Source organism: Streptomyces sp. NPDC030838 (genome assembly GCF_055572035.1).
Genome location: NZ_JBVIED010000026.1, coordinates 1 through 23,755, shown reverse-complemented (window position 1 = coordinate 23,755; position 23,755 = coordinate 1). Strand labels below are relative to the sequence as shown.

Genomic DNA, 23,755 nt, shown 5'->3' with positions numbered 1-23,755 from the left:
CTCGATCGTGCCCAGGTCCGGGTGCACGGCGTCGTGCCCGCCCTCCGGCGAACCGATCGCCCAGGGCACCCCCACGTCCTCCGGACCCGCCGACAGGCTGTTGTTCGGACCTTTGCGGAACGTTGTGCCGATCGGGTGAACGGGCGGCAGGTAGACGACGTCGAAGCCCATCGCGGCGATCGCGGGCAACCGGCGGGCGGCCGTGCGGAAGGTGCCGTGCGGGCGCTCCTGGGTCCCCTCCGAGCGCGGGAAGAACTCGTACCAGGAGCCGTACAGCGCCCGCTCCCGCTCCACCAGGAGGGGGTACGGCGGTGTCCTGGTGAGCAGTTCGCGCAGCGGGTGGCGGGCGAGGACCGCGTCCACCTCCGGCGTCAGCGCCGCGGCCAGGCGGGTCGCGACCGGCAGGGAGTCGTCGCGCAGGGTCCGTACGGCGGCCAGGACCACCGCGCGCGCGGCGGCCTCGGGCATCTCGGCGGCGGCCCGTTCGTACAGGTCGGCGCCCTCCTCGAGGACCAGGCCGGTGTCGATCCCGGCCGGGACCTTGATGCCGGCGGTGTGCCGCCAGGTGGTGAGCGGGTCGCTCCACGCCTCCACGGTGTACGTCCAGCGGCCCTCGGCCGTCGGGGTGACGTCGGCGCCCCAGCGGTCGGTGCCGGGGGCGAGTTCACGCATCGGCGTCCACGGACCGGGCCGGCCCGCGGGGTCGCGCAGCACCACATTGGCGCCGACCGCGTCATGACCCTCGCGGAAGACGGTGGCGGTGACCTGGAACGTCTCGCCAGTGACCGCCTTCGCCGGGCGCCTGCCGCACTCGACCGCCGGGTGGACGTCCCGGACCGGGATGCGCCCGATGGCCACCGTCGTACTCATGGGTCTCACCTCCGCCGTACTCGGAGCCGGGCCTGCGGCCCGGCTCGGGATCCTGCGCCGAAAGGGTGGGGTTACCCGGCCACCCGGGAACGGGGACCCGACGGCGGGCCGCGCCGGGCGGCGCCGCTCTTCCGGGGCCGGTCGTTCTGTTCCTGCAAATAGGTGGTCAGCGTGGTGCGCAGAAACCGTTCTGCCGCGTCCGCGGCCTCCCGCGCGCACCGCTTCCCCATGAGCACACACAGGGTGTAGCCCGAGTCCTCGAACGTCGCCCGCACCGCGCGATCGGTCGGGGAAGCGAGCATCACCCGTTCCCACGCCCGGTACCGCCGCAGCTGCCGGGCGACTTCGGCTCTGGCGGGTAGCAGCATGGCGCCGTTCACCTTCCGGGGCACTCGATGGGCACGTTCCCGACGGTCGGGCCGGTGGCCGTGCACGACAGCGGGCACGGAATTCCGTTACGGCGATCGAGGCCTTCACTCATGGTGCACGCACGGCGACCCAGCGTCTTGTTAGAGCTTCAACCAGATCACAGGTGTCGCTCGTGTTGCACGAATGGGCTAGCGGCCGCACTGTTGAGGTTACTCAGAAGCGATCGGTACTCACGCTTCGTGTCGGGGGATTCGGCCCGCTAGGGCGAGGAAGGGAGCGAGAGCCTCGCCGGTGAGGAGCCAACGACGATGAAGACCGCAGTGCCCTGCTACTACCACCTCGACGTGGAAGTCAGTCCGGAACGCGTGGGACAGGTCAGCCGCATCCTGGCCGCTCACCTCAGGTACTGGGACCTGGAGTCGCTGGTCGAGCCCGTCTGCCGCGGCGCCGAGCTGCTGCTGAAGGCCATCGACGAGCACGCCACCGACAAGAACACGTCGATCGAGATGTGGTGGAACGGCCAGCATCTGATCACCGCCGTCGGGGACGACGACCAGAACCTCCGCCCGGACCAGGACCTCCGCGGCTGCCTGCAGCGCATCGCCGCGATGAGCGACGGCTGGGGCTGCTGCGCCACCGACACCGGCAGCAAGGTGATCTGGTTCTCCCAGCGCGCCCGCGCCGGCCGCCGCGCCCCGCTGGTCCCGGCCGCCCCCGCGCCGCGCCTGCGCGAGGGGCTCCAGGTGCCCCGCGAGGTACCGGTCGCCGTCCTGGCCGCACCGGCGGACTCCGCCGACGGCGCTCTGGAGGACGCACGGTGACGAGAAAACCGCGCCGGAACGCCGGGGTGCCCGCGTGGAGCGGGCACCCCTACCCGCTGGGTGCCGCCTACGACGGTCAGGGCACCAACTTCGCGCTCTTCAGCGAGGTCGCCGAACGCGTCGACCTCGTCCTCGTCGACGACGACGGCCGGCACCGCACGGTGCCGGTGCACGAGGTCGACGGCTTCGTCTGGCACTGCTACCTGCCCGGCATCGGGCCGGGCCAGCGGTACGGCTACCGGGTGCACGGTCCGTGGCACCCGGCCGTCGGCCAGCGCTGCAACCCCGCGAAGCTGCTGCTCGACCCGTACGCCACCGCCGTCGACGGGCAGATCGACAACCACCCCTCCCTGTACGAGCGGTCGTCCGCCGGGCCCGACCCGGCGGACAGCGCCGGGCACACCATGCTCGGCGTGGTCACCGACCCGTACTTCGACTGGGGCGACGACCGCCCGCCGCGGCGCTCGTACGCGGACACCGTGATCTACGAGGCCCATGTACGGGGCCTGACCCGCACCCACCCCGACGTGCCGCCCGAACTGCGCGGCACCTACGCGGGCCTCGCGCACCCCGCCGTCGTCGAGCATCTGACCTCGCTGGGCGTGACCGCCGTCGAGCTGATGCCGGTGCACCAGTTCGTGCAGGACGGGGTGCTCCAGGACCGCGGCCTGTCGAACTACTGGGGCTACAACACCATCGGCTTCTTCGCCCCGCACAACGCCTACGCCGCCGACGGCACCGGCGGCCGGCAGGTCGCCGAGTTCAAGGCGATGGTCAAGGCGCTGCACGCGGCCGGCCTGGAAGTGATCCTCGACGTGGTCTACAACCACACCGCCGAGGGCAACGAGAAGGGCCCCACGCTCTCCTTCCGGGGCATCGACAACGCCTCGTACTACCGCCTGGTCGACGGCGACTGGGGGCACTACTACGACACCACCGGCACCGGCAACAGCCTGCTGATGCGGCACCCGTACGTGCTCCAGCTGATCATGGACTCGCTGCGGTACTGGGTCACCGAGATGCATGTCGACGGCTTCCGCTTCGACCTCGCGGCGACGCTCGCCCGGCAGTTCCACGAGGTGGACCGGCTGTCGGCGTTCTTCGACCTGATCCAGCAGGACCCCGTGATCAGCAGGGTCAAGCTGATCGCCGAGCCCTGGGACGTCGGCGAGGGCGGCTACCAGGTGGGCAACTTCCCGCCGCTGTGGTCGGAGTGGAACGGCATGTACCGGGACACGGTCCGCGACTTCTGGCGCGGCGAGGAGTACACGCTCGGCGAGTTCGCCTCCCGGCTGACCGGGTCCTCCGACATCTACCAGCACAGCCGCCGCCGGCCGCGCGCCAGCGTCAACTTCGTCACCGCGCACGACGGCTTCACCCTGCGCGACCTGGTCTCGTACAACGACAAGCACAACGAGGCCAACGGCGAGGGCAACCGGGACGGCGAGAGCGTCAACCGGTCCTGGAACTGCGGGGTCGAGGGGGAGACCCACGACCCGGCGGTGCGGGAGCTGCGGGCCCGGCAGCAGCGGAACTTCCTGGCGACGCTGATGCTGTCGCAGGGCATCCCGATGCTCTGCCACGGCGACGAGCTGGGCCGCACCCAGCGCGGCAACAACAACGCGTACTGCCAGGACAACGAGGTCTCCTGGATCGACTGGCGGCTCGGCGAGGAGCAGCAGGACCTGCTGGAGTTCACCCGGTACCTGATCGGCCTGCGCGCGGCCCACCCGGTGCTGCGGCGCCGGCGCTTCTTCCGCGGCGAGACGGCCGTCCACGCCGACCAGCCGCTGCCCGACCTCGTCTGGCTGCTGCCCAACGCGAGCGAGATGAGCGACCAGGACTGGCAGCGCTCCGACGCGCACTGCGTCGGCGTCTTCCTCAACGGCGACGCCATCGCCGAGCCGGACGCCCAGGGCCGCCCGGTCGTCGACGACTCCTTCCTGCTGCTGCTGAACAGCTACTGGGAGCCCGTCGACTTCCGCCTCCCGGACGTCACCTACGGCGAGCGCTGGACCACCGTCCTCGACACGGCCGACCCGGACACCCGGGACGAGACCGAGCACAAGGCGGGGACCGTCGTGCCGGTGGAGAGCCGCAGCCTGGTGCTGCTGTCCCGGCCGCCGCGCGGGGGCAAGCCGGACTAGCCGGACGGCGTCGTACAGAGAAGCGGGCGGCCTGGACGGCCGCCCGCACGCCATGCCCGCCCGCCCTACCGCTCGCGGCGCGACGTCACCGTGAACTGGGCGCCGTCGGGATCGCGCAGGACCGCCTCGTCGGGCGTCTCGCGCAGCACGCTGCCGCCGTGCAACTCGGCGGCGCGGGCGCAGGCCGGGACGTCGGACACCGAGAAGTGGACCTGCCAGTGGGGGCGGATGCTCGGATCGGGAGCCGATTCGACCGCTCCGGACTCGATCCGGGCCACGATGTCGCCGTGGCTGCGCAGCACGACCTCCTCGCCCTCGTAGCGCACCTCGCAGCAGCCGGGCTTGGCGGAGGCCCAGTCCAGGACCTCGCCGTAGAAGATCGCGGCGTCGAAGGCGTCCCGGGTGTGGAGCCGGATGAACGCGGGAGCCGCCCGCCGCCAGGTCTCCCAGTCGGTGAACAGCGCGCCCTCCCAGATGCCGAACGTCGCCCCGTCCCGGTCGGCCAGCAGCGCACCGCGGCCGGGCGGGAAGGAGATCGGACCGACCGCGACGGTGCCGCCGCGCTCCTGCACCCGGCCCGCCACCTCGTCCGCGCTGCGCACGGCGAAGTACGGCGTCCAGGCGACCGACGCGTGCCACATGGCGGCCATCCCGGCGATCCCCGCCACCGGCTCCCCGTTCGCCAGGGCGATCCGGAACTTGTCGCCGAGCTTGGCCGACCGCCACTGCCAGCCCAGCACGGCCGAGTAGAACGCCTCCGTCGCGGGCAGGTCCCGGCTGGTGAGGCTCACCCAGCAGGGCGCGCCGAAGACGGAATGGGTGGAGACGACCTCCGTCGTGCGGGCGGAGGGTGGCGGGTGCTGTGTCATGGCGGCGTTCCCTGGGTTCCGTGGGGCCGGCGGCCACCGGTCAGACTCCAGTGTCCAACCGGAACCGCTCCTGGCGCCTGCCGAGTACCCCGGTGGCAGCGCGGACTCCCGGTGGGACGATGGACGGGTGGCACACACACCCCGCGAGCCGGCCGACGACACGGACCGGATCTCCGCGCTCCAGCAGGAAGTGGCCCAGCTGAAGGAGGCCATCTCCTCCCATGCCGTGATCGACCAGGCGATCGGGATGATGGTCGCGCTGGGCCGGGTCACCCCGGACCAGGGCTGGATGGTGCTGAAGGAGGTCTCCCAGCACACCAACATCAAGCTCCGCAATGTCGCCGAGCTGATCCTCATCTGGGGCCGCCAGGGGCAGATGCCCCCGGAGATCCGCGCCGAGCTGGAGGACGCCCTCGACCGCCACGGCCCGACCCAGATCCCGGGCGCACCGCCCGAGGGCGGCTAGCGCACCTCCGCGAGGAGTTCCTCGCGCAGCCGGGCGAAGCAGGCGCTCAGCAGGCGGGAGACGTGCATCTGGGAGATGCCCAGCTCGTCGGCGATGGTGCTCTGCGTCATGCCGCAGAAGAAGCGCAGGTAGAGGATGGTGCGCTCGCGCTCCGGCAGGGCCTCCAGGCACGGGCGTACGGCCACCCGGTCCACGACGACGTCGTAGCGCGGGTCGGGGCCGCCGATCGCGTCGCCGAGGGCGTATCCGTCGGTGCCCGGCATCTCGGCCTCCAGGGAGAGCGCGGAGAAGCACTCCAGGGCCTCCATGCCGGTGGCCACCTCGGCCTCGCTGAGCTGGGCGTGCTCGGCGATCTCGGCGATCGTCGGGGCCCTGCCCGGCGTGGTCTGGGCGAGTTCCTTGGCGGCGCGCCGCACCCGGTTGCGCAGGTCCTGGACGCGCCGGGGCACGTGCAGGGTCCACATGTGGTCGCGGAAGTGCCGCTTGATCTCGCCGGTCACCGTGGGCACGGCGTACGCCTCGAAGGCGCGGCCGCGCGAGGGGTCGTAGTGGTCGACGGCTTTCACCAGGCCGAGGGCCGCCACCTGGTACAGATCCTCCAGGGCCTCCCCGCGGCCACGGAAGCGGACGGCGATCCGCTCCGCCATGGGCAGCCAGAGCCGGACCAGCTCGTCCCTGAGGGCCCTGCGCTCCGGACTGCCCTCGGGGAGCTCCTGGAGCCGTTCGAACGCCTCCGTGGTGTCCGGGGCGTCGTCGTGCGGATGCTGCTTCGTTCTGCCGGCCGTACGCATCGTGCGCGCGCCTCCCTCAAGGGGTGCCGGATGGGCGGACACCGTGGGAGGCGCGTTCGGGCACTGGCATTCAGGACGCCGGGGTCCCTTGCGCACGGGCTCCCACGGACGTGCCTCCTGTCCGAAGCACTTCAATGGGCATTCCCTGGACAAATCAGGACGAAACGCCTTACGTGAATTTTCCGGCGTTTTCGCCCGGAACGCCAGATCTCTCGGCGATCACCGGGCCGATGGGCTCCGGAACGTGATGTGCGGCACGCCCGCCCACCCGGCCGGACCGGGCCGCGGCGGATTCCTCCTGCCCACGGCTTGATCACCGATCAAGCCCCGGAGAACACCGGCAACAGCCCATTCCGCTCATTTGACAGTGCGCTGAGGCCACGGATAGGAAGCAGCTCTTAGAGGTCGAGAGGTGCAGTGTGTACGAGCCGAACGTGGTCGGGGACTGGCAGGAGTGCGAGGAGCATGCCGGTCTGCGTCTGCGCGTCCACCGACTGGAGCTTGCCGAGCCGCCGCGCGGCCGGGACGACGCCGCCGACGGGCTGACGTACTTCCGCCTCCGTGTCACCGTCGAGAACCGCGGCCCCGAACGGTTCGGCATCCACCTGGAGGACGGCCAGATCGACGTGCGGACCGGCCCCGACGGGGAGAGCGCGTTCATGGACTGGCGCAACTCGCAGTTCATCGAGGGCTACGACGTCTACCCGCTGCGCCGGGCCACCGCCGTGCTGTACGCCGCCGGACCGGAGGCCGCGCTGAGCCAGGTGGACGTGCAGATCCAGCTGCGGGTGGACGAGGAGTGGACCGACCGCCGGATGTGGTCCGGCGGCATCGGCCTGCCCGAGGGGACGGCGTACACGCATCCCCCCGTCGGCCGGGACAGCCTCGCCCACCAGGTGAGCAACTTCCTGCGCGACCAGGCGGAGGAGGGCACCGCCTGATCGTCGCGTGACCGCCGCCGGACGCCCGGTCAGTGCGGGATGCCGTCGATGATCTCCCGGGCGCCCTGCCGCAGCAGCGCCACCGCGACCGAGGTGCCGAGGGTGGCGGCGTCCAGCCGGCCGGCCCACTCGTGGGCGTTCAGCCGGGTCTTGCCGTCCGGGGTGAACACACACGCCCGCAGGGACAGTTCACCGCTCCGGTCCACCCGGGCGTACCCCGCGATCGGGCTGTTGCAGTGGCCCTGGAGCACATGCAGGAACATCCGCTCGGCGGTCGCCTCCCGATGGGTGGCGGGGTCGCCGAGGGCGCTGACCGCGTCGATGAGGGCGGTGTCGCCCTCCCGGCACTGGAGGGCGAGGATGCCCGCGCCGATGGGCGGCATCATCGTCTCCGGCGACAGCACCTCGCTGATCACGTCCCGCCGGCCGATGCGCTCCAGGCCGGAGACCGCGAGCAGCAGCGCGTCCGCCTCGCCCGCCGCCAGCTTCGCCAGCCGCCGGTTGGCGTTGCCCCGGAACGGCACGCACTCCAGATGCGGGTGGGTGGCGGCGAGTTGGGCGACCCGGCGCACCGAGGAGGTGCCGACGCGCGTCCCGGCCGGCAGCTCGTCCAGGGTGAGGCCACCGGGGTGCACGAGCGCGTCACGGATGTCGTCGCGCTTCAGGAACGCGGCGAACACCGTGCCCGCCGGCAGCGGGCGGTCGGCGGGCACGTCCTTGACGCAGTGCACCGCGAGATCGGCCGCGCCGGCCAGCAGCGCCGCGTCGACCTCCTTGGTGAAGGCACCCTTCCCCTCGACCTGGGACAGGTCCCCCAGCCACTTGTCGCCCGTGGTCTTCACGGGCACGACCTCGGTGCGCACGCCGGGATACAGGGCGGTCAGCTCCGCGCGGACGCGCTCCACCTGGGCCAGGGCCATGGGCGAGTCGCGGGAGACGATACGGATCAGTTCCGGAACGGGCATGCCGGACACGATAGACCCACCGGCGCGTCCGCTTCCTAGGCTCCCGGTCGATTCCCCCGCCGGTGCCCGTCAGTTCCCGACCGCGAGGCTGAAGCGCACCTTGTCCCGCGCGCGGGCGCCGAGCCGGCCGTAGAAGCGGATCGCCCCCTCGTTCCAGCCCGGCGTCTGCCACTGCACCTCGGGGAGACCGAGGGCGCGGGCCTCGGCGGTCACCGCCTCCATGAGCAGCGCGCCGAGTCCCTGGCCGCGGTGGCCCGGGACGAGGAACAGGCAGTCCATGTGCAGGTATTCGCGCCCGTCCCAGGTGGACAGTTCCGGGGCGCAGGTGGCGTAGCCGACGACCTCGCCCTCGGATGTCTCGGCGACCAGGCAGCGCAGGCGCGGGCCCGGGGTGCCGAACAGAAGGCCGTCGAGGCGGTCCGCGAGGTCGGGGACGGGCGGCGCGGCACGCTCGTACTCCGCGTGCAGGCGGGCCAGTTCGGCCACTCGGGGCAGATCGGTGGGCCGGGCGTGCCGTACCGCGGGTGCGCCGTTCACCGCACCGTCCCCTCGACCGTGTCCGCGCTCCAGGCGGCGATCCGGTCGGGGAGCGGTCCCGTGCCGTCGAGGACGTGCCGGGAGAACGCCGTCCGTTCGTGGGCCAGCAGGGCCGCCTCCCAGACGCAGGGTGCGAGGCCGGCGCGTCCCGGCCGCAGCAGCTCCGGCTGCCCCGCCGGGCCCGTGAACACCGCGAGGTCCGCCATGTGCCCCTCGATCCAGGTGTGCACCAGCACGTAGTCGCCGTCGCCGCCCGCGTGCACGATCAGCACGGACAGCCCGAGGGAGCCGCGCTGTGCGCCGAGCGCCAGATGACCCTCGGCGATCCGCAGCGCGGCCTCGACGTCGCCTTCGGCGACCGTGCGGCCCGGGGCCTGGAGGGCGTACGTCTTCACCAGGTGGCCGGCGGCCTCCCGGGTGCCGGCCGGGCGGGCGGTGCGGGGGTGGTGGCCTTCGGCCAGGGCGAGCAGGGCGCCGGTGTCGACCGCCGACGGGAGCTTGTCGTCATGATCCATTCGGCCATCATCCGCCGCGGGAGCGCGCTCAGACCAGGGGTTCGCTGAGTTCGACCGCGCGCAGGGCGGCGGCGAGGGCCTCCTCGTCGCCGACGTCGAGGGCGGTGTCGGTGAACTTGATGACGTGCTCGTCGCCGTGTGCGAGGGCACGCTCGACGACCTCCTCGGCGGTCAGGCGGGCGGGCGGCACGTAGGCGACCGGCTCCTCCGGGGCGTACATCGCGGTGACCGCCGCGGACGCCGTCCACGCCGCGTGCAGGCTCGGCGCCCACAGGTCGCGGGGGAGCGCGTCCAGGGTGCGCAGCACCGCGTTGGGTGCGGTGGCCGCGTGCACCAGCATGGTCGCCTCGCCGTGCCCATGGGTGGCGTACCGGTGGGTGGCGGCGTGCACCAGTTCGACGAGCCGGTCGCGGGCGGTGTCCGGGTCGGTCACGTCGTCCGCCCAGACGGGCAGGCGCCGTATCGCGGCCAGCCGGGCGAGGTAGCCGCCCTCGGCGGCCTCGATCCGGGGTACGGCGTCCAGGCTCCGGGCAGCGCTGCGGGCGCCGGGCAGCGCCTCGATGCCGGAGACGGGGAGGTGGCGGGCCGCCCAGTAGCCGAGGGCATGGGCGAGTTCGGTCCGCCGCGGCTCGTTCTCCTCGGCCGCGAGAGCCCGTACGGCGTGCCCGACCCGGATGACCGGGTGGGTGGCACCGGCGTACAGCCCGGGCAGCAGGCGGGGCCACCACTCGGCGAGGACGGCGCGCCACGGGCGCTCGGCGACCGCCCGCGTGAAGTGGTCGATCCAGTCGGCGGCCCGCCGGGGATCGCCCAGCGCCTCCCGCCAGTTGGCGTCGGTCACGCGCTCGACCCGGCCGGGGAACTCCTCCAGCCGGTCGCTGTACAGGTCCAGCCAGCGGTGCACGGCCCCGGCCTGCCCGTGCGCGGCCAGCGACTCGACCACCATGGGGGCGTGGTTGCTGAGCCAGCCCCGGAACTCCGGTCCGGAGGTGTGGAGCCGTTCGAAGGCCTCGTCGAGCCGTCCGCTCGTGTCGTTCGTGGTCATGGACGGGACGCTACGGCCCCTGCCGGCCACCGGCATCGGCCAGGGGGCCCAACTCGCGCACGGCGCGGGTCCTACACCCCCGGACCGAGCCCCGGCACCGGCGCTACGCGTACGGGTCGAAGGCGATCCCGGACGGCTTCGCCGACGCCAGGTGGTTGGCGAAGTTGGCGTCCTTCAGGCCGAAGTGGGCACTGCCGAAGTCGTACGCGCTCAACTTCTCCCGTACGCCCGCCGGGTAGCCGTTCCAGCCGACCAGCGGCGGGTACTGCCAGGTGCCCTTGTGGTTCTCCGGCGGCTCGTCGTTCGCGCCCGCCAACCGGAAGCAGTGCGTGCTGATGCCGTCCTTGTGGTAGACGACCTTCGCGTGGGTGCCCTCGAAGCGCACCCCGGAGGCGGCGGTCACGGTGAACGAGCCGTGGTTGGACGTCGAGACGTACCGCACCTGGCCGCTCTGCACCCACACCACGACGTGCTCCCAGTCGTGCCGGTGCCCGCCGATGCTGCTGCCCGCTATGGCCTGGTCCTTCTCGAAGTACAGGCCGTAGAGGTAGGCGCACCAGCCGTTGTTGCACTTGTAGCGGGAGTAGCTGTTGGTGTTGTCCAGGTCGGAGGCGTCCCGGCAGTTGCCGTTGAGGGCGCCGGTCGGATTGAGGCCGCCGTTGACGGTGCCGTCGGCGCCGATCGCCGGGGTGGAGTAGCAGCCGTCCGTGTCGTAGTCGAACGCGGGCTGGTAGGCGCGTTCGGCGGCCTCCGCGTTGGCGGGCAGCGCCGGCGGCGGGGCGGCGAAGGCGGTGGCGGGGAAGGCGACGACGAGGGCGACGGCGCCGGCCAGGCCGGTGAGCCATCTCCTGCGGTGCGATACGGACTTCTGCGACGACACTGCGTCCTCCTCGGGGAATCCGGGCGCAGCCCAACGGCTGTGGGGGGAAAGGCAGTTCAGGATCCCCGCAAACCCCGGCCGTGCCAAGAGATCACGGATGGCCCGGTGGTGAAGCGCAGCTCAACAGTCGGTTCCCGAGGAGCCGGTTCCCGAGGAGCCGGTTCCCGAGGAGCCGTCAGAGGTTCGTCTCCGGCAGGTCGGCCGACGACTCCTCGGGCGGCAGGTCGGGCCGCAGCCGCAGCCACGAGGGCTGGCGCAGCAGCCCCGCCCGGGTGCGGGTGCTGTAGCGGACCTCGCCGACCAGCCGGGGCAGCACCCAGTGCGCGCCCGGCGCCGCCGGCCTCGGGTGGAACGGGCAGACGTCGGTCGCCAGCTCGCTCAGCAGGGCGGCCAGCTCGGTCCGTTCGGCCTCGCTCCAGCCGGTGCCCACGCTGCCCACATAGCGCAGCCGCCCGCCCGCGCGCTGGCCGACCAGCACCGCGCCGGGCAGCCCGGTCAGCCGGCCCTTGCCGGGCAGCCAGCCGCCCACGATGACGTCCACGCCGCGCATGTTGCGGATCTTGATCCAGGCACGGGAGCGCACCCCCGGCTCGTACACCGAGTCCAGCCGCTTGCACACCAGCCCCTCCAGGCCGTGCTCGCGGGTGGCCCGCAGCGCCTCCGCGCCATGCCCCACCAGCGCGCCCGGCGTCGACCAGAACGGTCCGGCCAGCCCCAGATCCAGCAGCCGCGCTCGCCGCTCGGTGTAGGGCAGGCGGATCAGGGAGTGCCCCGCCAGGTGCATCACGTCGAACAGCACGAGATGGACCGGGACCTGCGCCGCCCGGCGCGCGGCCCGGGCGGGCGCGTGGGCGAGGCCCATCCGGGACTGGAGCAACTGGAAGTCGGAGCGGCCCTGTTCGTCCAGCGCCAGGACCTCGCCGTCGAGGACCGCGGGCGTGCCGCCGAGGGCGCCGCCCAGGGGCCGCAGTTCCGGGTAGGCGGCGGTGATCTCCTCCCCGGACCTCGCGCGGAGCACCACGCTGCCGTCCCCGGCGAGATACACCACCACGCGCTGCCCGTCCTGCTTGGTCTCGTACGCCCAGCGCGCGTCCTGGGCGGCGGGCGGCAGGGTGCCGGGGGTGGCGAGCATGGGGGCGATCAGCGGCAGGGTCACGGCCCTAGATGTCGACGCTGCGGGGGGCCGTCACGCGTGTCGTACGGCGGTTTCGCCTGAACGGCGCCGCGCGGAGCCGTACGACGGTGATCACGGCCGTCGACTGCGGGAGGACGACGGCACCGTCGTGACGCCCGCGCACCCCGGTCCAGCGCTGCCCCGCGGCGCCGGGCAGCCCCGCGGTTCCGTCCCGGCCGGCCCGCGGGGATGATGGCGCGGTGACGAACATCAGCGACGCCCACGTGAAGGTCCACTTCCGGATGGAGGTGGACGAGGACGGCTGGCCGCCGGCAAGCGTCGAGAGCCTGTGGGCGCTGGACCTCGGCGACGGAACGGTGTGTCTCGACAACACTCCATGGTTCGTGCGTGGGGTCGCGAGCGGCGATGTCGTCCGCGTGGACGTCGATGACGACGGCCTGCGCTGGGCGGGGGAGACCGTTCAAGCTTCGGAGAACTGCACCATCCGGTTGATCGTGCTGAAGGACGGAGGCTCCGCTGCGGCCCGACAGACCGTGCTGGAGACCTTCCACCGGCTCGGCACCACCGGCGAGGGCATCGAGCAGTTCCGGATGGTCGCGCTGGACATCCCGCCGGAAGCAGACATCCAGCGGATCCGCAAGCTGTTGGAACACGGCGACGCGAAAGGTTGGTGGCACTGGGAAGAGGGATGTGTCACTGCCGCCTGGAGAGCCAGTGCAGGCACTGAGGACGATTGAGCGCCGCTGGGACGGCTCGGGTCAGCAACCGGACAGGAGAGGGTGGGGAACTGTCTGGCGTTTGACATGGGGAATGGGCTGACCGTCGACAGTCCGTCCGCTGGAGTACACGGGCCGCGCAGCGTCCGGGCCCGTGCGGCGTCCGTCGTTCCGGTGCAGTTCCGTGTCGGCGGCACGACACACCGCTTCTCCAGCCCGCTGCTCCCGCAGCTGAGACGGCGCCGGTCCAGTGCCCGGAAGGCACACAACCCAGGCCCGACCCGGCACTGCACCGAAGCGGTCTGCCGGAGGAACTCGTCGGCTTGCAGCAGGCTGCCGACGAAGCCCACGCTCGGCTGCAACAGCTCGATGACCACGAAACCGGTACGAGGTGGAGAACCTGCTGCGCCGGAACGGGCCGGGCACCCGCCCCTCATGCACTGCAAGGAGATACGCGTGGGACGCTTTGAAGAATACGGAACCGGCTACAAAGCCGATTTCGACATACGGGACGGCCCGGCTCGTTCCGCATGGGACTGCCGGGTGTTCGCCGGAGAACTGCGCGCCGATGTGGAGCGCGTCCTGGGCATCGCTTTCAAGGTGACCGACGACGGACGGGATCCCACCGGGGCTACCGTTTCTGGTTCGCAGACGACGATCTCAGCGTTCATGTGTTCGTGGACGATCCCGAAGAGGCGTGGCCCCTGGACAAGGTCCCCGCCTACGCCGTGCCGATCTCCCGGTCCGAACAGGTGGCGACCTGGGAACTCGCCGAATAGCTGTATGACGGCCTGGACGCCCTGGGCACGTACCGGCTGATCGCGTTCGAGAAGGGCGGCATGCCCGTCGCCGCCAACTTCGACATCGGGGACGACTGGTGAGGGACGCAGGCGCCCTTCGGGCAGCAGACCGTACGTCAGGAGATTGGCCTGGCTCGCCGGATTCCGCCGCCTCCACCGCCGCTACGAACGCACGGCGAGCCACTTCCTGGCCTTCACCAGCATCGCCTGCACCCTCGTCTGCTGCTACCGCAGACTCGCCAAATGAGCTGAACCTGTAGGACGCAAGGGCTGCCGACCATGTCCTTGCCTCTTCGCCGAGCAGCCTGCGCAGCATGCGTATGCTCACGGTCATGAGATTTTTCCGGCCGCGCGGCCGCAGCGACGCCCAACGAATGACGGGAACGCCTGTGGCTGAGGCCAAAGCCCTTTACGAAGCCGGGCGTTACGCCGAGGCGGAGGCCGAAGCCCGCGCCGTGGCCCGATCGCGGCCACGCGACGACGAGTACGCAGCCGTGGCGCTGAACATCGCCGCGATCGCGACGGGCGCCCAAGGCCGCCACGCCGAGGCACTCGCGACCTACGACGAAGCGCTGCCTGCCTTCCGCAGGATATTTGGAGCCGATCACTGGCTGACCCTGAAGCTGCGCTCGGACCGCGCCCAGCAGATGATCTCGCTCGGTCAGCACGCCGAGTGCGAGGCAGAATGTGCGGCCGTCGCCGAGGCCGCGGGCCGCGGTACCGGCCCGGAAATGTCACTCCTGGCAGCGGCCGCCCGCAACGGGCTGGTCTTCGCCCTCAATGCGCAGGGGCGCCACCAGGAGGCCGAGGCACTCGCCCGCGAGGCCCTGGCCGCCTATCGCGCACGTGACCGGACGTCCCTGGTCCTGCGACTCGGCCTGGCTCGCAGCCTCAACGGCCAAGCCCGCCACGAAGACGCCCTCACCGAGGCGCAGGGCGCCGACAAGCTGTACCGCGCTCTGCCCGAGTACCAGCGCCATCCAGATAGGGGCGCCGTCGAACTGGCCTTTGCTACTGCCCTGTTCGGGTTGCGCCGCGTGCCCGACGCCCGTCGCCAGGCTGCAGCCGCTCACGATGCCTGCCTGGCCTCCTTCGGCCCGGACCACCGCCGCACCGTCGAAGCCCGAACGCTGCTCGAGCACATCGACGGCACTCGACCGTAAGCGCAGCGCCCCGGCTCGGGCGACCAGCGCGCCCTCTGGGACGGCGACGGAAATCCTAGGCATTTTTAGACGGAACAGACTCGCTCGCCAGCCAAAAGCCCAGGGCGGCGCGGGGCGCGGCGCCGTTCCGCGCGTTCCGTACGGTGCTCGGCCACCCCGCTGCGCTTCGTCTTCCTGGACGACGTCGACCGCGACCTGACATCAGCCGCAAAGCAGCGGTCAGGGCTTCGTGACCATGGTCTTCTTGGGCTGGCGGGGCACGGTCTTGGTCTTGTCGAGGTGCCCGTACACCGTGGACTGGGGCACGCCGAACGTGTCGGCGATCTGCTGGACCGTCTTCTCCCACTCGTCGGGCGGCACGCCTTCGCGCCGCTGGTGATCTCGACGTCAATGTTGTCGCGGTCGACGCCGTGGCGGAGGAGCGCGTCGATCTGATGACCGGGGTTCTGGTCGGCCGTCGAAGTGCGGCAGTAGCCGATGAGCAATATCGGAAACCCGAAGGACCGTTCTCGGACGTTGATTTGCGACGCGAGTTGCGGCGGCTGCCAGCGGCTACCACGACTTCTCGTTCAACACGTTGTCTGCGCGGCCCTACACAACGTCCTGGGCGGTCGCCAGAGGGGCGGACGCCGGGTCGATGTTCTGGTTGTGCCGGAACAGGTTGTCCGGGTCGTAGATCCGCTTGATCTGCACCAGCTTCCGGTAGGTGGCCTCACCGTAGGCCGCGAGGACGCGGGCTTGGCCCTCGTTCCCCAGGAAGTTCACGTACACGCCGACCTGGTGGGGCGCTACCGCGTGGAAGAAGTCGCGCGCCCATGCCGTCTCCCGGTCGGCCACGGGTTCCTCGGGCAGCCACACGCCGTTGATGTTGATCGCGTGGCCCGCACCGCGGTGCGGGTAGGCCGATGCGTCCTCGGGCACCCGGGCGATGGCGCCCCCGAGTTGGAAGACCAGCGTGTACGACCGGGGCGAGACGACCCGGGCGGTGTGCTCGACCAGCACGTCGATCAGATCATCGCGCAACGCCGCCACCTCGCTGGACTTCCAGTAGTAGTGCCAGCCGTGCGGCACCGTCGGGTCCTGCAGCGCCTGATGCTCCGGATAGGGCCGCAGCCTGGTCAGGTCGGCCAGCGGACGCCGGTAGGAACGCAGCGGTGCCAGCACGGCGGCTCCGGCCTCCGGCGGGCCGCACCAGCAGGACGTGATCGCGCACACCAGCCGACCGTGCAGCGCCTCGGGCAGCGCGGGCAGCGGTGGGGCTTTGCGGAGAGTGACGATCGTGGTCAGCTCGTCGGGTGCCCCGGCGATCCAGTCCCGGTAGTGGCGCAGCAGGCCGGGGGCGTCGTCCAGGGGCCACAGTACCGGCCCGCCGAGCACCTCGGCGACCGGGTGCAGCCGGTACCGGAAACGGGTCACCACGCCGAAGTTGCCGCCCCCGCCGCGCAGGGCCCACAGCAGTTCGGGCCGGTTGTCGGTGGTGACCCGCTCTCCGTCGGCGATCACCAGCTCGGCGTGGAGCAGGTTGTCCGCGGTCAGCCCGTGGGCGCGCATCAGCCAGCCGATTCCGCCGCCCAGCGTCAGGCCGGCGATGCCGGTGTGGGTGACGATCCCGCCCGTGGTCGCCAGGTCGAACCGGTGCGTGGCCTGGTCCAGCTCGCCCCACAGCACCCCACCCGCCGCGGCCACCGTCCGAGCGCGGGGATCGACTTCGACGGTCCGCATCCGGCTCAGGTCGGCGACGAGCCCGTCGTCGCACACCGCCGCACCGCCGACGCCGTGTCCGCCGCCGCGCACCGACAGCGGCAGGCCGCGCTCGCGGGCGTAGCGGACCACCGCCCGGACGTCGGCTGCGCCGCCGCACCGGGCGATCGCCGCCGGCCGCCGGTCGATCGCGCCGTTCCACAGCGCCCGCGCGCTGTCGTACTCCGTGTCACGGGGGGTGATGAGCTGCCCCGCGAAGCCCGGGATCTCCCGCATCATCGTCGGCCTCCTCCCCGTCCGTCCTGGACCCCGTACATCCAGCCTCGCCGCCCGCCGAGCCGGGCGGAAGTCCAGGATCCGGACCGCTCGGCGGGCCGAGCGCACACTGGAACGCGGGCGCGGCTATGGCCAGTACTGCCCGATCGCTCGCGCGTCCGAGGTGTTCGCCGAGCGCTGGAGACCGCTGATCGTGCGGAACCTGGCGCTGGGCTGCGCGACGTTCAGCGACATCCTGCGCGGCGCGCCGGGCCTGTCCCGCACGCTGCTCGCCGCCCGGCTGCGTGAGCTTCAACGGGACGGCCTGCTGGGCCGCGACCATGGACCGGGACACTCCGTCCGCTACCGCCTGACCGGGGCCGGCACTGAGCTGTGGCAGGTGTTCCTGGCGCTGGGCGTATGGGGCGTCCGCTGGCTGGAGCCGGCACCCGAGCACCTCGACCCGTACCCGGGGCGCCGGACCGAGGCCCTGAACTTGGAGACCGACCTGATCGCGGGCGCCTGGTCCGCCGATCTGGACGACACTGATGTCGTGGCCGTCACCGACCACGTCCGCAGGGACGCTAGAGGCCGACAAATAAGCGTGCCCGGCGCCAGTTCCTGTTGGTGGAGTTGGGCGAGCCGGAATCGGACCCGGTCGTGGAAGCGTCCGCGCTCGCCTTAGCGCGCACCTCCAGGCCGCGCCGGGCGTCTACGCGGCCGGTGACGTGGCCCGCCGACCCCACCTCCTGTTACGGCGGGCCGGTACCGATCGAGCGCCGCACCAACGCGGCCGAACAGGGCATGGCCGCCGCGCGCAACCTGCTGCACCCGAGGGAGCGCCGGCCGTTCGCGGCGGTGCCGTACTCCTGGTCCGACCAGTACGACCTGAAGGTCCAGGCGTACGGCGCTCTGCGCGGCCACGGCGACGTCGCCTTCGTGGAGGGCGAGCCGGCCGAGCGCCGGTTCCCCGCCGCCTACCGCACCGGCGAGCGGCTGACCGGGGTGCTCGCCGGCGGTGAGCGCGCCGGAGCGCCCCGGCCTTCGAATTACTTGAGTTAGGCAATGAGAAGGTAAAGTAGGTGGCATGCCCACACCGCCGCTCCCCGACGTCCCCGCGTCCCCCGAGGTAACCGAGATCGAGCGGGCCTTGACCCGCATCACCTACCTCAGCACCCGCGCCCGGCAGCACGACCGGCTGATGGCCCTCGCCGAGGTCCCGCTGGACCGTGCCGCCGTGGCGCTGCTGCGCGCGGTCGCGGACACCGAGCCGCTGCGCCCGGGGGAGCTGGCCCACCGGCTCGGCGTGGAGGCCTCCCACGTCACCCGCACCGTGCAGCAGCTGGAGAAGGCCGGGTACGTCGTCCGCGTCCCCGACCCCGACGACCGGCGCGCCCAGCGCATCCGGCTCACCGAGGCGGGACAGCAGGCCATCGACCGGATCCGGGAGGTCGGCGCGCGGGGCATGCAGCTGGCCCTCGCCCACTGGTCGCCCGAGGAACTGCGGCAGCTCGCCACGCTCTTCCACCGCATGGTCGACGACTTTCTCGCGTACGCCGCCGACGAGGAGCCGGAGTCCCGGACCACCGCCTGACTCCGCGCCGCTCAGGGTTCCGTCAGGCCGCGCAGCAGCAGCGCGCCGACGGCCGGCAGGACGATGAGCGGCACCAGGGCGGTCCGCAGCGATGCCGCGTCGGCGAGCGCGCCCAGCACCGGTGCCGCCAGCCCCCCGATGCTCACGGTGAGCCCCAGGGTGACCCCGCTCGCGGTGCCCACCCGCCCCGGCAGGTAGTCCTGCCCCAGCGTGATGTGCAGGGCGAACGGCACATACAACCCGGCCGAGGCCAGCGCGACGCACCCGTACACCGCCGGGCCGGGCACCAGGACCACGCCCGCCACGGCGAGCACGGTCAGCGCGTACGAGCACCGCACCACCGCCAGTCGTCCGTACCGCTCCGCCAGCCAGGACCCCGCCACCGTGCCCACCGCGCCCCCGGCGTACAGCACGAACAGCGCCGCCGTACCGGCGACTTCGCCGCCACCGGTGCGCTCGCGGACGTACAGTGCCCCGAAGGTGCTCAGCCCGACGAACACGATCGAACGGCACACCACCGCGCCGGACAGCCGCAGGAACGACGGCCAGTCGTCGCGCCCGCCGCCCGCCCGCGCCCTGGCCGCCTCCCGCGCCCGGGGACCCACGGCCCGGACCGCCGCCGCGCACAGCGCCGCCCCCACCAGCGCGGGAACCGCGAGCAGGGGAGCGGCCCCCAGCCCGCCCCCGGCCACGACCGCCCACACCAGCAGCGGAGCGAGCGCGAAACCGACGTTGCCGCCGAGGGAGAACCAGCCCATCGCCGTATGGCTGCCGCGCGCCGCGAGCCGTGCCACGCGCGCCGCCTCCGGGTGGTACGCGGCGACGCCCATCCCCGACAGTGCGACCGCCGCCAGGGTGAGGGCGTAGGAGTCGCCGACGCCGCTGAGCGCCACTCCGGCGCCGCCCGCCAGTGCGGCGAGCGGCAGCAGCCACGGCATCTCCCATCGGTCGGTGAGCGCGCCGAACAGCGGCTGGACCACCGACGACAGCAGGGAGGCGGCCAGCACGACGCCCGAGGCGGCGGCATAGGTGTAGGCGCGCTCGGCGACGAAGTACGGCACGAGCGCGGCGACGGCGCCCTGGTAGACGTCCACGCAGGCGTGGCCGAGGGACATCAGCGCGATCGGGCGGGCACGGGACAAGGGCGGTTGCTCGGTCTTCTGTTCGGTCACGGATCGATCGTCGGGGCCCCGCCCCCTGTCCCGCTTTCGATAAACTGCCCGATCGTGCCGAACATCCGCCACACTCCGAAGGCACCGACCCGCGCCCAGCTCCTGGCCGCGGGCGACCGCATCGACGCGCACCGGCACGACGAGCACCAGATCGTCTACGCGGGCTCCGGCGTGCTGGCCGTCACCACCGACGCCGGCACCTGGTTCGCCCCCGGCACCCGGGCCATCTGGGTCCCGGCCGGCACCGTCCACGCCCATCGCGCCCACGGCCACCTGGAGTTGCACCTGGTCGGGCTGCCCGCCGACGACAACCCCCTCGGCCTCGACGCCCCCACGGTCCTCACCGTCGGGCCGCTGCTGCGCGAGCTGATCCGCGCCTACACCCGAGACCCGGAGGACAGCGGCCCGGAACGCCGTAGGCTGCTCGCCGTCCTGCGCGACCAGTTGGCCGCCTCCCCGCAGCAGCCCCTCGTCCTGCCGGCCCCGGCCGACCCGCGCCTGGCCGCCGTCTGCGCACTCGTGCACGCCGATCCCGCCGAGCCTCGCACGCTCGCCGCGCTCGGCGCCGCGACCGGCACCGGCGAACGCACCCTCAGCCGGCTGTTCCGCCGGGAGTTCGGCATGACGTTCCCGCAGTGGCGCACCCAGTCCCGGCTCTACCACGCCCTGCGGATGCTCGCCGACGGAACTCCCGTCACCACGGTCGCCCACCGCTGCGGCTGGTCCTCCGCCAGCGCCTTCATCGACGTCTTCCGGCGGTCCTTCGGATACACGCCCGGGGCCCATCAGCGCGCGGAGTGACAGCGGGCGCCGGGGCGGTGACGGACCCCGCGCTACCGTCAGGTAGCATCCGGCGCCAGCGTGACGAACAACGTGGAGGGACGGTCATGGCCGGACACATCGAGGTCGGTGACAAGGTCGAGGACTTCGCCCTGCCCGACGAGACCGGAGTCACCCGCAGTCTCACCGAACTCCTCGCCGAGGGCCCGGTGGTGCTGTTCTTCTACCCCGCCGCCCTCACCCCCGGCTGCACCGCCGAGGCCTGCCACTTCCGCGACCTGGCCGCCGAGTTCGCCGCCGTCGGCGCCCGGCCGGTCGGCGTCAGCGGCGACAGCGTCGAACGCCAGCAGGAGTTCGCCGGCCGGCACACCCTCGGCATCCCGCTGCTGTCCGACGCCGACGGCGCGGTCCGCGAACGCTTCGGCGTGAAGCGGGGGTTCACCCTCGCGCCGACCAAGCGGGTCACCTTCGTCATAGGGCAGGACCGCACCGTCCTGGAGATCGTCCGCAGCGAACTGCGTATGAACACCCACGCCGACCGCGCCCTCGCCGCCCTCCGCGCCCACCGCGCCTGACTCACTCGAACGGACAGCCCGGATTCGGCGCGTCCCGCGACAGCGGAGCCCCGTGCGGCAGCACGTACAGGACGGTCAGCACGACCGGCGTCCCACCCAGGTTGCGGCCGATGTGGATGTTGCCCGGCCCGGCGGGCTCCTCGATGGTGCTGCCGGCCGGGTACACGCCGTCGGACGCGCAGGTGGAGTCGTGGTGGCTCAGCGTGCCCTCGTCGACCACGGCGTACAGCGGACCGTCGTGGTAGTGCCACCCCGTCGCCTGGCCCGGCGGCAGGGTGACCTCGCGCAGGATGTAGTCGGTGCCGCCGACGGTGGTCTGCGCGATGATCCGGCCGGTCACCCCGGGCCCGGGCGGGGTGGCCCCGGCGACGGTGCCTCCGGCGAACACGGTGGCCGCCGCCACCGCCCCGGTCACGGCGGTACGGAGCGCGCTGCGCATACGAAGAGCCTCTCTGTCTGCGGGTACGGCAGCGCGATACTGGACGGCACCCGGCCGCGAGGCAAGGCCCGCGTCAGGACTCCTCCGCTCTGCTCGAGCGTCAGGACTCCTCCCGCTCGACCTGGGCGAGCGTACGGCCGCTGCGGACCGACCGGGCCCGCCGCGGATCCGGCGTGCCCCGTCCTGCGCCCGCCCGGCCCGCCTTCACCAGCAGCCACGCCTCCTCTTCCCCGGCGCGGAACCGGGTCAGGGCGTACTCGCCGTGCAGCTTCGACCCCTTCAGCCGGAAGGTGGCGTGCCCGCGCTCGATCGACTCCCCGAAGTCGACGGGCCGTCCCCGGCGGTCGTGGCTGAGCGGCTCGTACGACCCGCGGTCCCAGACGATCACCGTGCCGCCCCCGTACTCACCGGCCGGAATGACCCCCTCGAACTCCTCGTACTCCAGCGGATGATCCTCCGTCGGCACCGCCAGCCTGCGGTCCCCCGGGTCCGCGGACGGCCCCTTCGGCACGGACCAGGACTTCAGGACGTCGCCGACCTGCAGCCGGAAGTCGAAGTGCAGCCGGCGCGCGTCGTGGATCTGCACCACGAAGCGCGGCTCGTCCCCGGCGGTCCCCGCGGTCCCCTGGGGCTCGCCGGTCCGGCCGAAATCACGCTTGCCGCGGTAGACCCGCAGCCGGTCCTCCCGCACGGCCACCAGGGCCTCCTTCCCTGCGCCCGAAACCGTCTGCCGAGTACCCCCGCGGGCGGACGCACACCGGCCGGTCGCGGATAGGCTGAGCAGTGATCAACCGTACGGGTGGGGGAAGCAGAGGGCAGCGGACGCCATGACGAGCGCCGAGGACAAGCACACGACGGGATCCGGGCGTCCCACCTCACGGGACGTGGCCCGGCTCGCCGGCGTGTCGCACACCGCCGTCTCCTTCGTCTTCAACGGGCGCGCCGCGGGCAACCTCTCGCCCGCCACCCAGGAACGCATCCGGCAGGCCGCCGCCCAGCTCGGCTACCGCCCCGACCCCGTCGCCCGCGGCCTGCGCCGCCGCCGTACGGCCGTGATCGGGCTGGTCACCGACGAGATCGCCTCCTCCCCGTTCGCGGGCCGGCTGCTGCGCGGCGCGATGGAGACGGCCTGGGCGAGCGAGCACCTCGTCCTCACCATCGACTCCGGCGGCGATCCGGCCAAGGAGGACGCGGCCGTCGCCGAACTCCTCGACCGGCGGGTGGACGGCATCATCTACGCCGCCATGTCGCTGCGCCGGGTCCGCGTCCCCGAGGGACTGCACCGCACCCACTCCGTCCTCGCCAACTGCCTCCCCGAGGACGACTCCCTGCCCGCCGTCATCCCCGCCGAGCGGGCCGGCGGCCGTACGGCGGCCCGGCTGCTGCTCGACCAGGGGCACCGCAGGATCGCCCACATCGGAGGCCTCGACGACATCGCGTCGGTCGAGCGGCTGCGCGGCTTCCGGGACACCCTGCGCGCCGAGGGCATCACGGTGCCGAAGGAGTGGGTCGTCCGCACCGGCGGCGAGATCTCCGGCGGCTACGAGGGCGCGACGCGGCTCCTCGACGGCGCCGACCCGGCCCGCCGTCCCACCGGCATCTTCTGCTACAACGACCGGGTCGCGGCGGGCGTCCTGCACGCCGCGACCCGGCTCGGCATCGCCGTCCCCGACGCCCTCTCCGTGGTCGGCTACGACGACCAGGAACACATGGCCGCCTTCCTCACCCCGTCCCTCACCACGGTCGCCCTGCCACACCGCGCGATGGGCGAGACCGCCGCCCGCCTCCTCCTCGACGCCATCACCACAGGCCGCACCCCGGCCGCCACCGTCCGCCGCCTGGCCTGCCCGGTGGTGACCCGGGCGTCGGTGGGCCCGGCGCCGGGTCCGTAAGGCCTCCGGGGCCGCGAGGAGGAGGTTGCGGAGCCTCTGCCCGCCGGTGGGCGCCCCGGGCGTCGGCGGGCCCGGTGCCGGCTCCATGAGGCCGCCGCGACCGCGAGGGGGGGAGTCCCGACTCGAGGACGAAGGGTGCGGCGGTGGTGAGGTTGCCCGGGTGCCTCCCTGGGACAGCGGTGGGGGGGGGGGGGGGGGGGGGGGGGGGGGGGGGGGGGGCCGCGGGGGGGGGGGGGGGGGATCTCTCCCCTTCGGTTGGGTGATCACCTCCCCCCCCCCCCACGGAGGCTTTTGCCTCCCCCCCGACGATTCTTTTT

General features: G+C 72.7%; 29 protein-coding genes and 1 pseudogene. 13 read left to right on the top strand and 17 right to left on the bottom strand.

Annotated elements, in window-relative coordinates; translation table 11 throughout:
* A partial coding sequence (locus ACZ42A_RS38685; protein ID WP_468532069.1) for a maltotransferase domain-containing protein occupies positions 1–870 on the bottom strand: 870 nt, incomplete at its 3' end.
* Positions 871–941: 71 nt separating this feature from the next.
* On the bottom strand, positions 942–1,238 hold the full coding sequence (locus ACZ42A_RS38680) for a DUF5133 domain-containing protein (RefSeq protein ID WP_468532068.1): 297 nt from the start codon (positions 1,236–1,238) through the stop codon (positions 942–944).
* Positions 1,239–1,547: 309 nt separating this feature from the next.
* Between ACZ42A_RS38680 and ACZ42A_RS38675 the strand changes: the two genes are divergently transcribed.
* On the top strand, positions 1,548–2,060 hold the full coding sequence (locus tag ACZ42A_RS38675; protein ID WP_468532067.1) for a pep a2: 513 nt from the start codon (positions 1,548–1,550) through the stop codon (positions 2,058–2,060).
* A gap of 26 nt (positions 2,061–2,086) precedes the next feature.
* Positions 2,087–4,207: a glycogen debranching protein GlgX gene (gene glgX / locus ACZ42A_RS38670; RefSeq protein WP_468532071.1), complete on the top strand. Its 2,121-nt coding sequence runs from the start codon at positions 2,087–2,089 to the stop codon at positions 4,205–4,207.
* A gap of 65 nt (positions 4,208–4,272) precedes the next feature.
* On the opposite strand, the gene ACZ42A_RS38665 is transcribed toward glgX, so the two are convergent.
* Positions 4,273–5,076 carry a VOC family protein gene (locus ACZ42A_RS38665; protein ID WP_468532066.1) on the bottom strand — a complete coding sequence of 268 codons (804 nt, stop codon included), beginning with the start codon at positions 5,074–5,076 and terminating at the stop codon, positions 4,273–4,275.
* A 127-nt stretch (positions 5,077–5,203) separates the two neighbouring features.
* Between ACZ42A_RS38665 and ACZ42A_RS38660 the strand changes: the two genes are divergently transcribed.
* A complete protein-coding gene (locus ACZ42A_RS38660) occupies positions 5,204–5,542 on the top strand; it encodes an ANTAR domain-containing protein (protein WP_468532065.1) in 339 nt (112 codons plus the stop codon).
* Here ACZ42A_RS38660 and ACZ42A_RS38655 read toward each other — a convergent pair.
* Positions 5,539–6,333 (bottom strand): SigB/SigF/SigG family RNA polymerase sigma factor, encoded by a 795-nt coding sequence (locus tag ACZ42A_RS38655; RefSeq protein ID WP_468532064.1) that lies wholly within the window; start codon positions 6,331–6,333, stop codon positions 5,539–5,541. The two genes, ACZ42A_RS38660 and ACZ42A_RS38655, sit on opposite strands and share 4 nt — an antisense overlap.
* Positions 6,334–6,752: 419 nt before the next feature.
* Here ACZ42A_RS38655 and ACZ42A_RS38650 point away from each other — a divergent pair, with 419 nt between their 5' ends.
* Positions 6,753–7,274 carry a hypothetical protein gene (locus ACZ42A_RS38650; RefSeq protein ID WP_468532063.1) on the top strand — a complete coding sequence of 174 codons (522 nt, stop codon included), beginning with the start codon at positions 6,753–6,755 and terminating at the stop codon, positions 7,272–7,274.
* A gap of 29 nt (positions 7,275–7,303) precedes the next feature.
* Here ACZ42A_RS38650 and hemC read toward each other — a convergent pair whose 3' ends face one another.
* The 7 genes from hemC to ACZ42A_RS38615 all read right to left on the bottom strand — a co-directional run bounded on the left by hemC (position 7,304) and on the right by ACZ42A_RS38615 (position 12,601).
* Complete coding sequence (gene hemC, locus ACZ42A_RS38645) at positions 7,304–8,239, bottom strand: hydroxymethylbilane synthase (protein WP_468532062.1); 936 nt, start codon at positions 8,237–8,239, stop codon at positions 7,304–7,306.
* A gap of 69 nt (positions 8,240–8,308) precedes the next feature.
* Positions 8,309–8,776 (bottom strand): GNAT family N-acetyltransferase, encoded by a 468-nt coding sequence (locus ACZ42A_RS38640; RefSeq protein ID WP_468532061.1) that lies wholly within the window; start codon positions 8,774–8,776, stop codon positions 8,309–8,311.
* A complete protein-coding gene (locus ACZ42A_RS38635; protein ID WP_468532060.1) occupies positions 8,773–9,291 on the bottom strand; it encodes a hypothetical protein in 519 nt (172 codons plus the stop codon). The genes ACZ42A_RS38640 and ACZ42A_RS38635 overlap by 4 nt, the downstream gene beginning before the upstream one ends.
* 28 nt (positions 9,292–9,319) lie before the next feature.
* Positions 9,320–10,336: a questin oxidase family protein gene (locus tag ACZ42A_RS38630; protein ID WP_468532059.1), complete on the bottom strand. Its 1,017-nt coding sequence runs from the start codon at positions 10,334–10,336 to the stop codon at positions 9,320–9,322.
* Positions 10,337–10,439: 103 nt separating this feature from the next.
* Positions 10,440–11,216, bottom strand: a complete 777-nt coding sequence (locus ACZ42A_RS38625; protein ID WP_468532058.1) for an NPP1 family protein — start codon at positions 11,214–11,216, stop codon at positions 10,440–10,442.
* Positions 11,217–11,391: 175 nt separating this feature from the next.
* Positions 11,392–12,372 carry a non-homologous end-joining DNA ligase gene (ligD, locus tag ACZ42A_RS38620; RefSeq protein WP_468532057.1) on the bottom strand — a complete coding sequence of 327 codons (981 nt, stop codon included), beginning with the start codon at positions 12,370–12,372 and terminating at the stop codon, positions 11,392–11,394.
* 4 nt (positions 12,373–12,376) lie between these two features.
* Positions 12,377–12,601 (bottom strand): hypothetical protein, encoded by a 225-nt coding sequence (locus ACZ42A_RS38615; protein WP_468532056.1) that lies wholly within the window; start codon positions 12,599–12,601, stop codon positions 12,377–12,379.
* Here ACZ42A_RS38615 and ACZ42A_RS38610 point away from each other — a divergent pair.
* From ACZ42A_RS38610 to ACZ42A_RS38600, 3 genes are all read left to right on the top strand, one after another.
* Positions 12,591–13,088: a DUF4265 domain-containing protein gene (locus ACZ42A_RS38610; RefSeq protein ID WP_468532055.1), complete on the top strand. Its 498-nt coding sequence runs from the start codon at positions 12,591–12,593 to the stop codon at positions 13,086–13,088. The two genes, ACZ42A_RS38615 and ACZ42A_RS38610, sit on opposite strands and share 11 nt — an antisense overlap.
* Positions 13,089–13,991: 903 nt before the next feature.
* A complete protein-coding gene (locus ACZ42A_RS38605) occupies positions 13,992–14,114 on the top strand; it encodes a hypothetical protein (protein WP_468532054.1) in 123 nt (40 codons plus the stop codon).
* Positions 14,115–14,181: 67 nt separating this feature from the next.
* Positions 14,182–15,030, top strand: a complete 849-nt coding sequence (locus tag ACZ42A_RS38600; protein ID WP_468532053.1) for a tetratricopeptide repeat protein — start codon at positions 14,182–14,184, stop codon at positions 15,028–15,030.
* A gap of 219 nt (positions 15,031–15,249) precedes the next feature.
* Here ACZ42A_RS38600 and ACZ42A_RS38595 read toward each other — a convergent pair whose 3' ends face one another.
* From ACZ42A_RS38595 to ACZ42A_RS38585, 3 genes and pseudogenes are all read right to left on the bottom strand, one after another.
* On the bottom strand, positions 15,250–15,390 hold the full coding sequence (locus ACZ42A_RS38595) for a hypothetical protein (protein WP_468532072.1): 141 nt from the start codon (positions 15,388–15,390) through the stop codon (positions 15,250–15,252).
* A gap of 47 nt (positions 15,391–15,437) precedes the next feature.
* A pseudogene (locus ACZ42A_RS38590) lies at positions 15,438–15,515 on the bottom strand (recombinase family protein); the annotation flags it as partial.
* A gap of 106 nt (positions 15,516–15,621) precedes the next feature.
* The gene (locus ACZ42A_RS38585; RefSeq protein ID WP_468532052.1) at positions 15,622–17,010 is read right to left on the bottom strand and encodes an FAD-binding oxidoreductase; all 1,389 of its coding nucleotides are present in this window, start codon (positions 17,008–17,010) and stop codon (positions 15,622–15,624) included.
* Between ACZ42A_RS38585 and ACZ42A_RS38580 the strand changes: the two genes are divergently transcribed.
* Genes ACZ42A_RS38580 through ACZ42A_RS38570 form a run of 3 tightly spaced genes read left to right on the top strand, consistent with a single transcriptional unit; the run spans position 16,973 to position 18,580 of the window.
* Complete coding sequence (locus ACZ42A_RS38580) at positions 16,973–17,671, top strand: winged helix-turn-helix transcriptional regulator (RefSeq protein WP_468532051.1); 699 nt, start codon at positions 16,973–16,975, stop codon at positions 17,669–17,671. The genes ACZ42A_RS38585 and ACZ42A_RS38580 overlap by 38 nt on opposite strands.
* Before the next feature lie 38 nt (positions 17,672–17,709).
* Positions 17,710–18,048, top strand: coding sequence for an oxidoreductase C-terminal domain-containing protein (locus tag ACZ42A_RS38575; protein ID WP_468532050.1), 339 nt, complete (start codon positions 17,710–17,712; stop codon positions 18,046–18,048).
* A 25-nt stretch (positions 18,049–18,073) separates the two neighbouring features.
* Positions 18,074–18,580, top strand: coding sequence for a MarR family winged helix-turn-helix transcriptional regulator (locus ACZ42A_RS38570; protein ID WP_468532049.1), 507 nt, complete (start codon positions 18,074–18,076; stop codon positions 18,578–18,580).
* A gap of 11 nt (positions 18,581–18,591) precedes the next feature.
* Here ACZ42A_RS38570 and ACZ42A_RS38565 read toward each other — a convergent pair whose 3' ends face one another.
* Complete coding sequence (locus ACZ42A_RS38565; RefSeq protein WP_468532070.1) at positions 18,592–19,695, bottom strand: MFS transporter; 1,104 nt, start codon at positions 19,693–19,695, stop codon at positions 18,592–18,594.
* 111 nt (positions 19,696–19,806) lie between these two features.
* On the opposite strand from ACZ42A_RS38565, the gene ACZ42A_RS38560 reads away from it, so the two are divergent.
* On the top strand, positions 19,807–20,553 hold the full coding sequence (locus ACZ42A_RS38560) for an AraC family transcriptional regulator (protein WP_468532048.1): 747 nt from the start codon (positions 19,807–19,809) through the stop codon (positions 20,551–20,553).
* A gap of 86 nt (positions 20,554–20,639) precedes the next feature.
* Positions 20,640–21,107: a peroxiredoxin gene (locus ACZ42A_RS38555; protein WP_468532047.1), complete on the top strand. Its 468-nt coding sequence runs from the start codon at positions 20,640–20,642 to the stop codon at positions 21,105–21,107.
* Between the two features lies 1 nt (position 21,108).
* Here the strand turns inward: ACZ42A_RS38555 and ACZ42A_RS38550 are convergent, their stop codons facing one another.
* Together ACZ42A_RS38550 and ACZ42A_RS38545 are read right to left on the bottom strand one after the other, a co-directional pair.
* Entirely contained in the window at positions 21,109–21,546 is a 438-nt protein-coding gene (locus ACZ42A_RS38550; RefSeq protein ID WP_468532046.1) for a cupin domain-containing protein, read from the bottom strand.
* Positions 21,547–21,646: 100 nt separating this feature from the next.
* Positions 21,647–22,243, bottom strand: coding sequence for a DNA polymerase ligase N-terminal domain-containing protein (locus ACZ42A_RS38545; RefSeq protein ID WP_468532045.1), 597 nt, complete (start codon positions 22,241–22,243; stop codon positions 21,647–21,649).
* A gap of 130 nt (positions 22,244–22,373) precedes the next feature.
* Here ACZ42A_RS38545 and ACZ42A_RS38540 point away from each other — a divergent pair, with 130 nt between their 5' ends.
* Positions 22,374–23,438: a LacI family DNA-binding transcriptional regulator gene (locus ACZ42A_RS38540; RefSeq protein WP_468532044.1), complete on the top strand. Its 1,065-nt coding sequence runs from the start codon at positions 22,374–22,376 to the stop codon at positions 23,436–23,438.
* Positions 23,439–23,755: the final 317 nt, after the last annotated feature.

Bases quoted from the DNA above. Each gene is read 5' to 3' on its own strand.
- ACZ42A_RS38680 (WP_468532068.1), bottom strand. From the start codon at position 1,238: ATGCTGCTACCCGCCAGAGCCGAAGTCGCCCGGCAGCTGCGGCGGTAC.
- ACZ42A_RS38675 (WP_468532067.1), top strand. From the start codon at position 1,548: ATGAAGACCGCAGTGCCCTGCTACTACCACCTCGACGTGGAAGTCAGT.
- ACZ42A_RS38665 (WP_468532066.1), bottom strand. From the start codon at position 5,076: ATGACACAGCACCCGCCACCCTCCGCCCGCACGACGGAGGTCGTCTCC.
- ACZ42A_RS38655 (WP_468532064.1), bottom strand. From the start codon at position 6,333: ATGCGTACGGCCGGCAGAACGAAGCAGCATCCGCACGACGACGCCCCG.
- hemC (WP_468532062.1), bottom strand. From the start codon at position 8,239: ATGCCCGTTCCGGAACTGATCCGTATCGTCTCCCGCGACTCGCCCATG.
- ACZ42A_RS38635 (WP_468532060.1), bottom strand. From the start codon at position 9,291: ATGGATCATGACGACAAGCTCCCGTCGGCGGTCGACACCGGCGCCCTG.
- ACZ42A_RS38630 (WP_468532059.1), bottom strand. From the start codon at position 10,336: ATGACCACGAACGACACGAGCGGACGGCTCGACGAGGCCTTCGAACGG.
- ACZ42A_RS38615 (WP_468532056.1), bottom strand. From the start codon at position 12,601: ATGTTCGTCACCGCGCCATCATCCCCGCGGGCCGGCCGGGACGGAACC.
- ACZ42A_RS38600 (WP_468532053.1), top strand. From the start codon at position 14,182: ATGCGTATGCTCACGGTCATGAGATTTTTCCGGCCGCGCGGCCGCAGC.
- ACZ42A_RS38580 (WP_468532051.1), top strand. From the start codon at position 16,973: ATGAGCTGCCCCGCGAAGCCCGGGATCTCCCGCATCATCGTCGGCCTC.
- ACZ42A_RS38585 (WP_468532052.1), bottom strand. From the start codon at position 17,010: ATGATGCGGGAGATCCCGGGCTTCGCGGGGCAGCTCATCACCCCCCGT.
- ACZ42A_RS38570 (WP_468532049.1), top strand. From the start codon at position 18,074: ATGCCCACACCGCCGCTCCCCGACGTCCCCGCGTCCCCCGAGGTAACC.
- ACZ42A_RS38565 (WP_468532070.1), bottom strand. From the start codon at position 19,695: ATGTCCCTCGGCCACGCCTGCGTGGACGTCTACCAGGGCGCCGTCGCC.
- ACZ42A_RS38555 (WP_468532047.1), top strand. From the start codon at position 20,640: ATGGCCGGACACATCGAGGTCGGTGACAAGGTCGAGGACTTCGCCCTG.
- ACZ42A_RS38550 (WP_468532046.1), bottom strand. From the start codon at position 21,546: ATGCGCAGCGCGCTCCGTACCGCCGTGACCGGGGCGGTGGCGGCGGCC.
- ACZ42A_RS38540 (WP_468532044.1), top strand. From the start codon at position 22,374: ATGACGAGCGCCGAGGACAAGCACACGACGGGATCCGGGCGTCCCACC.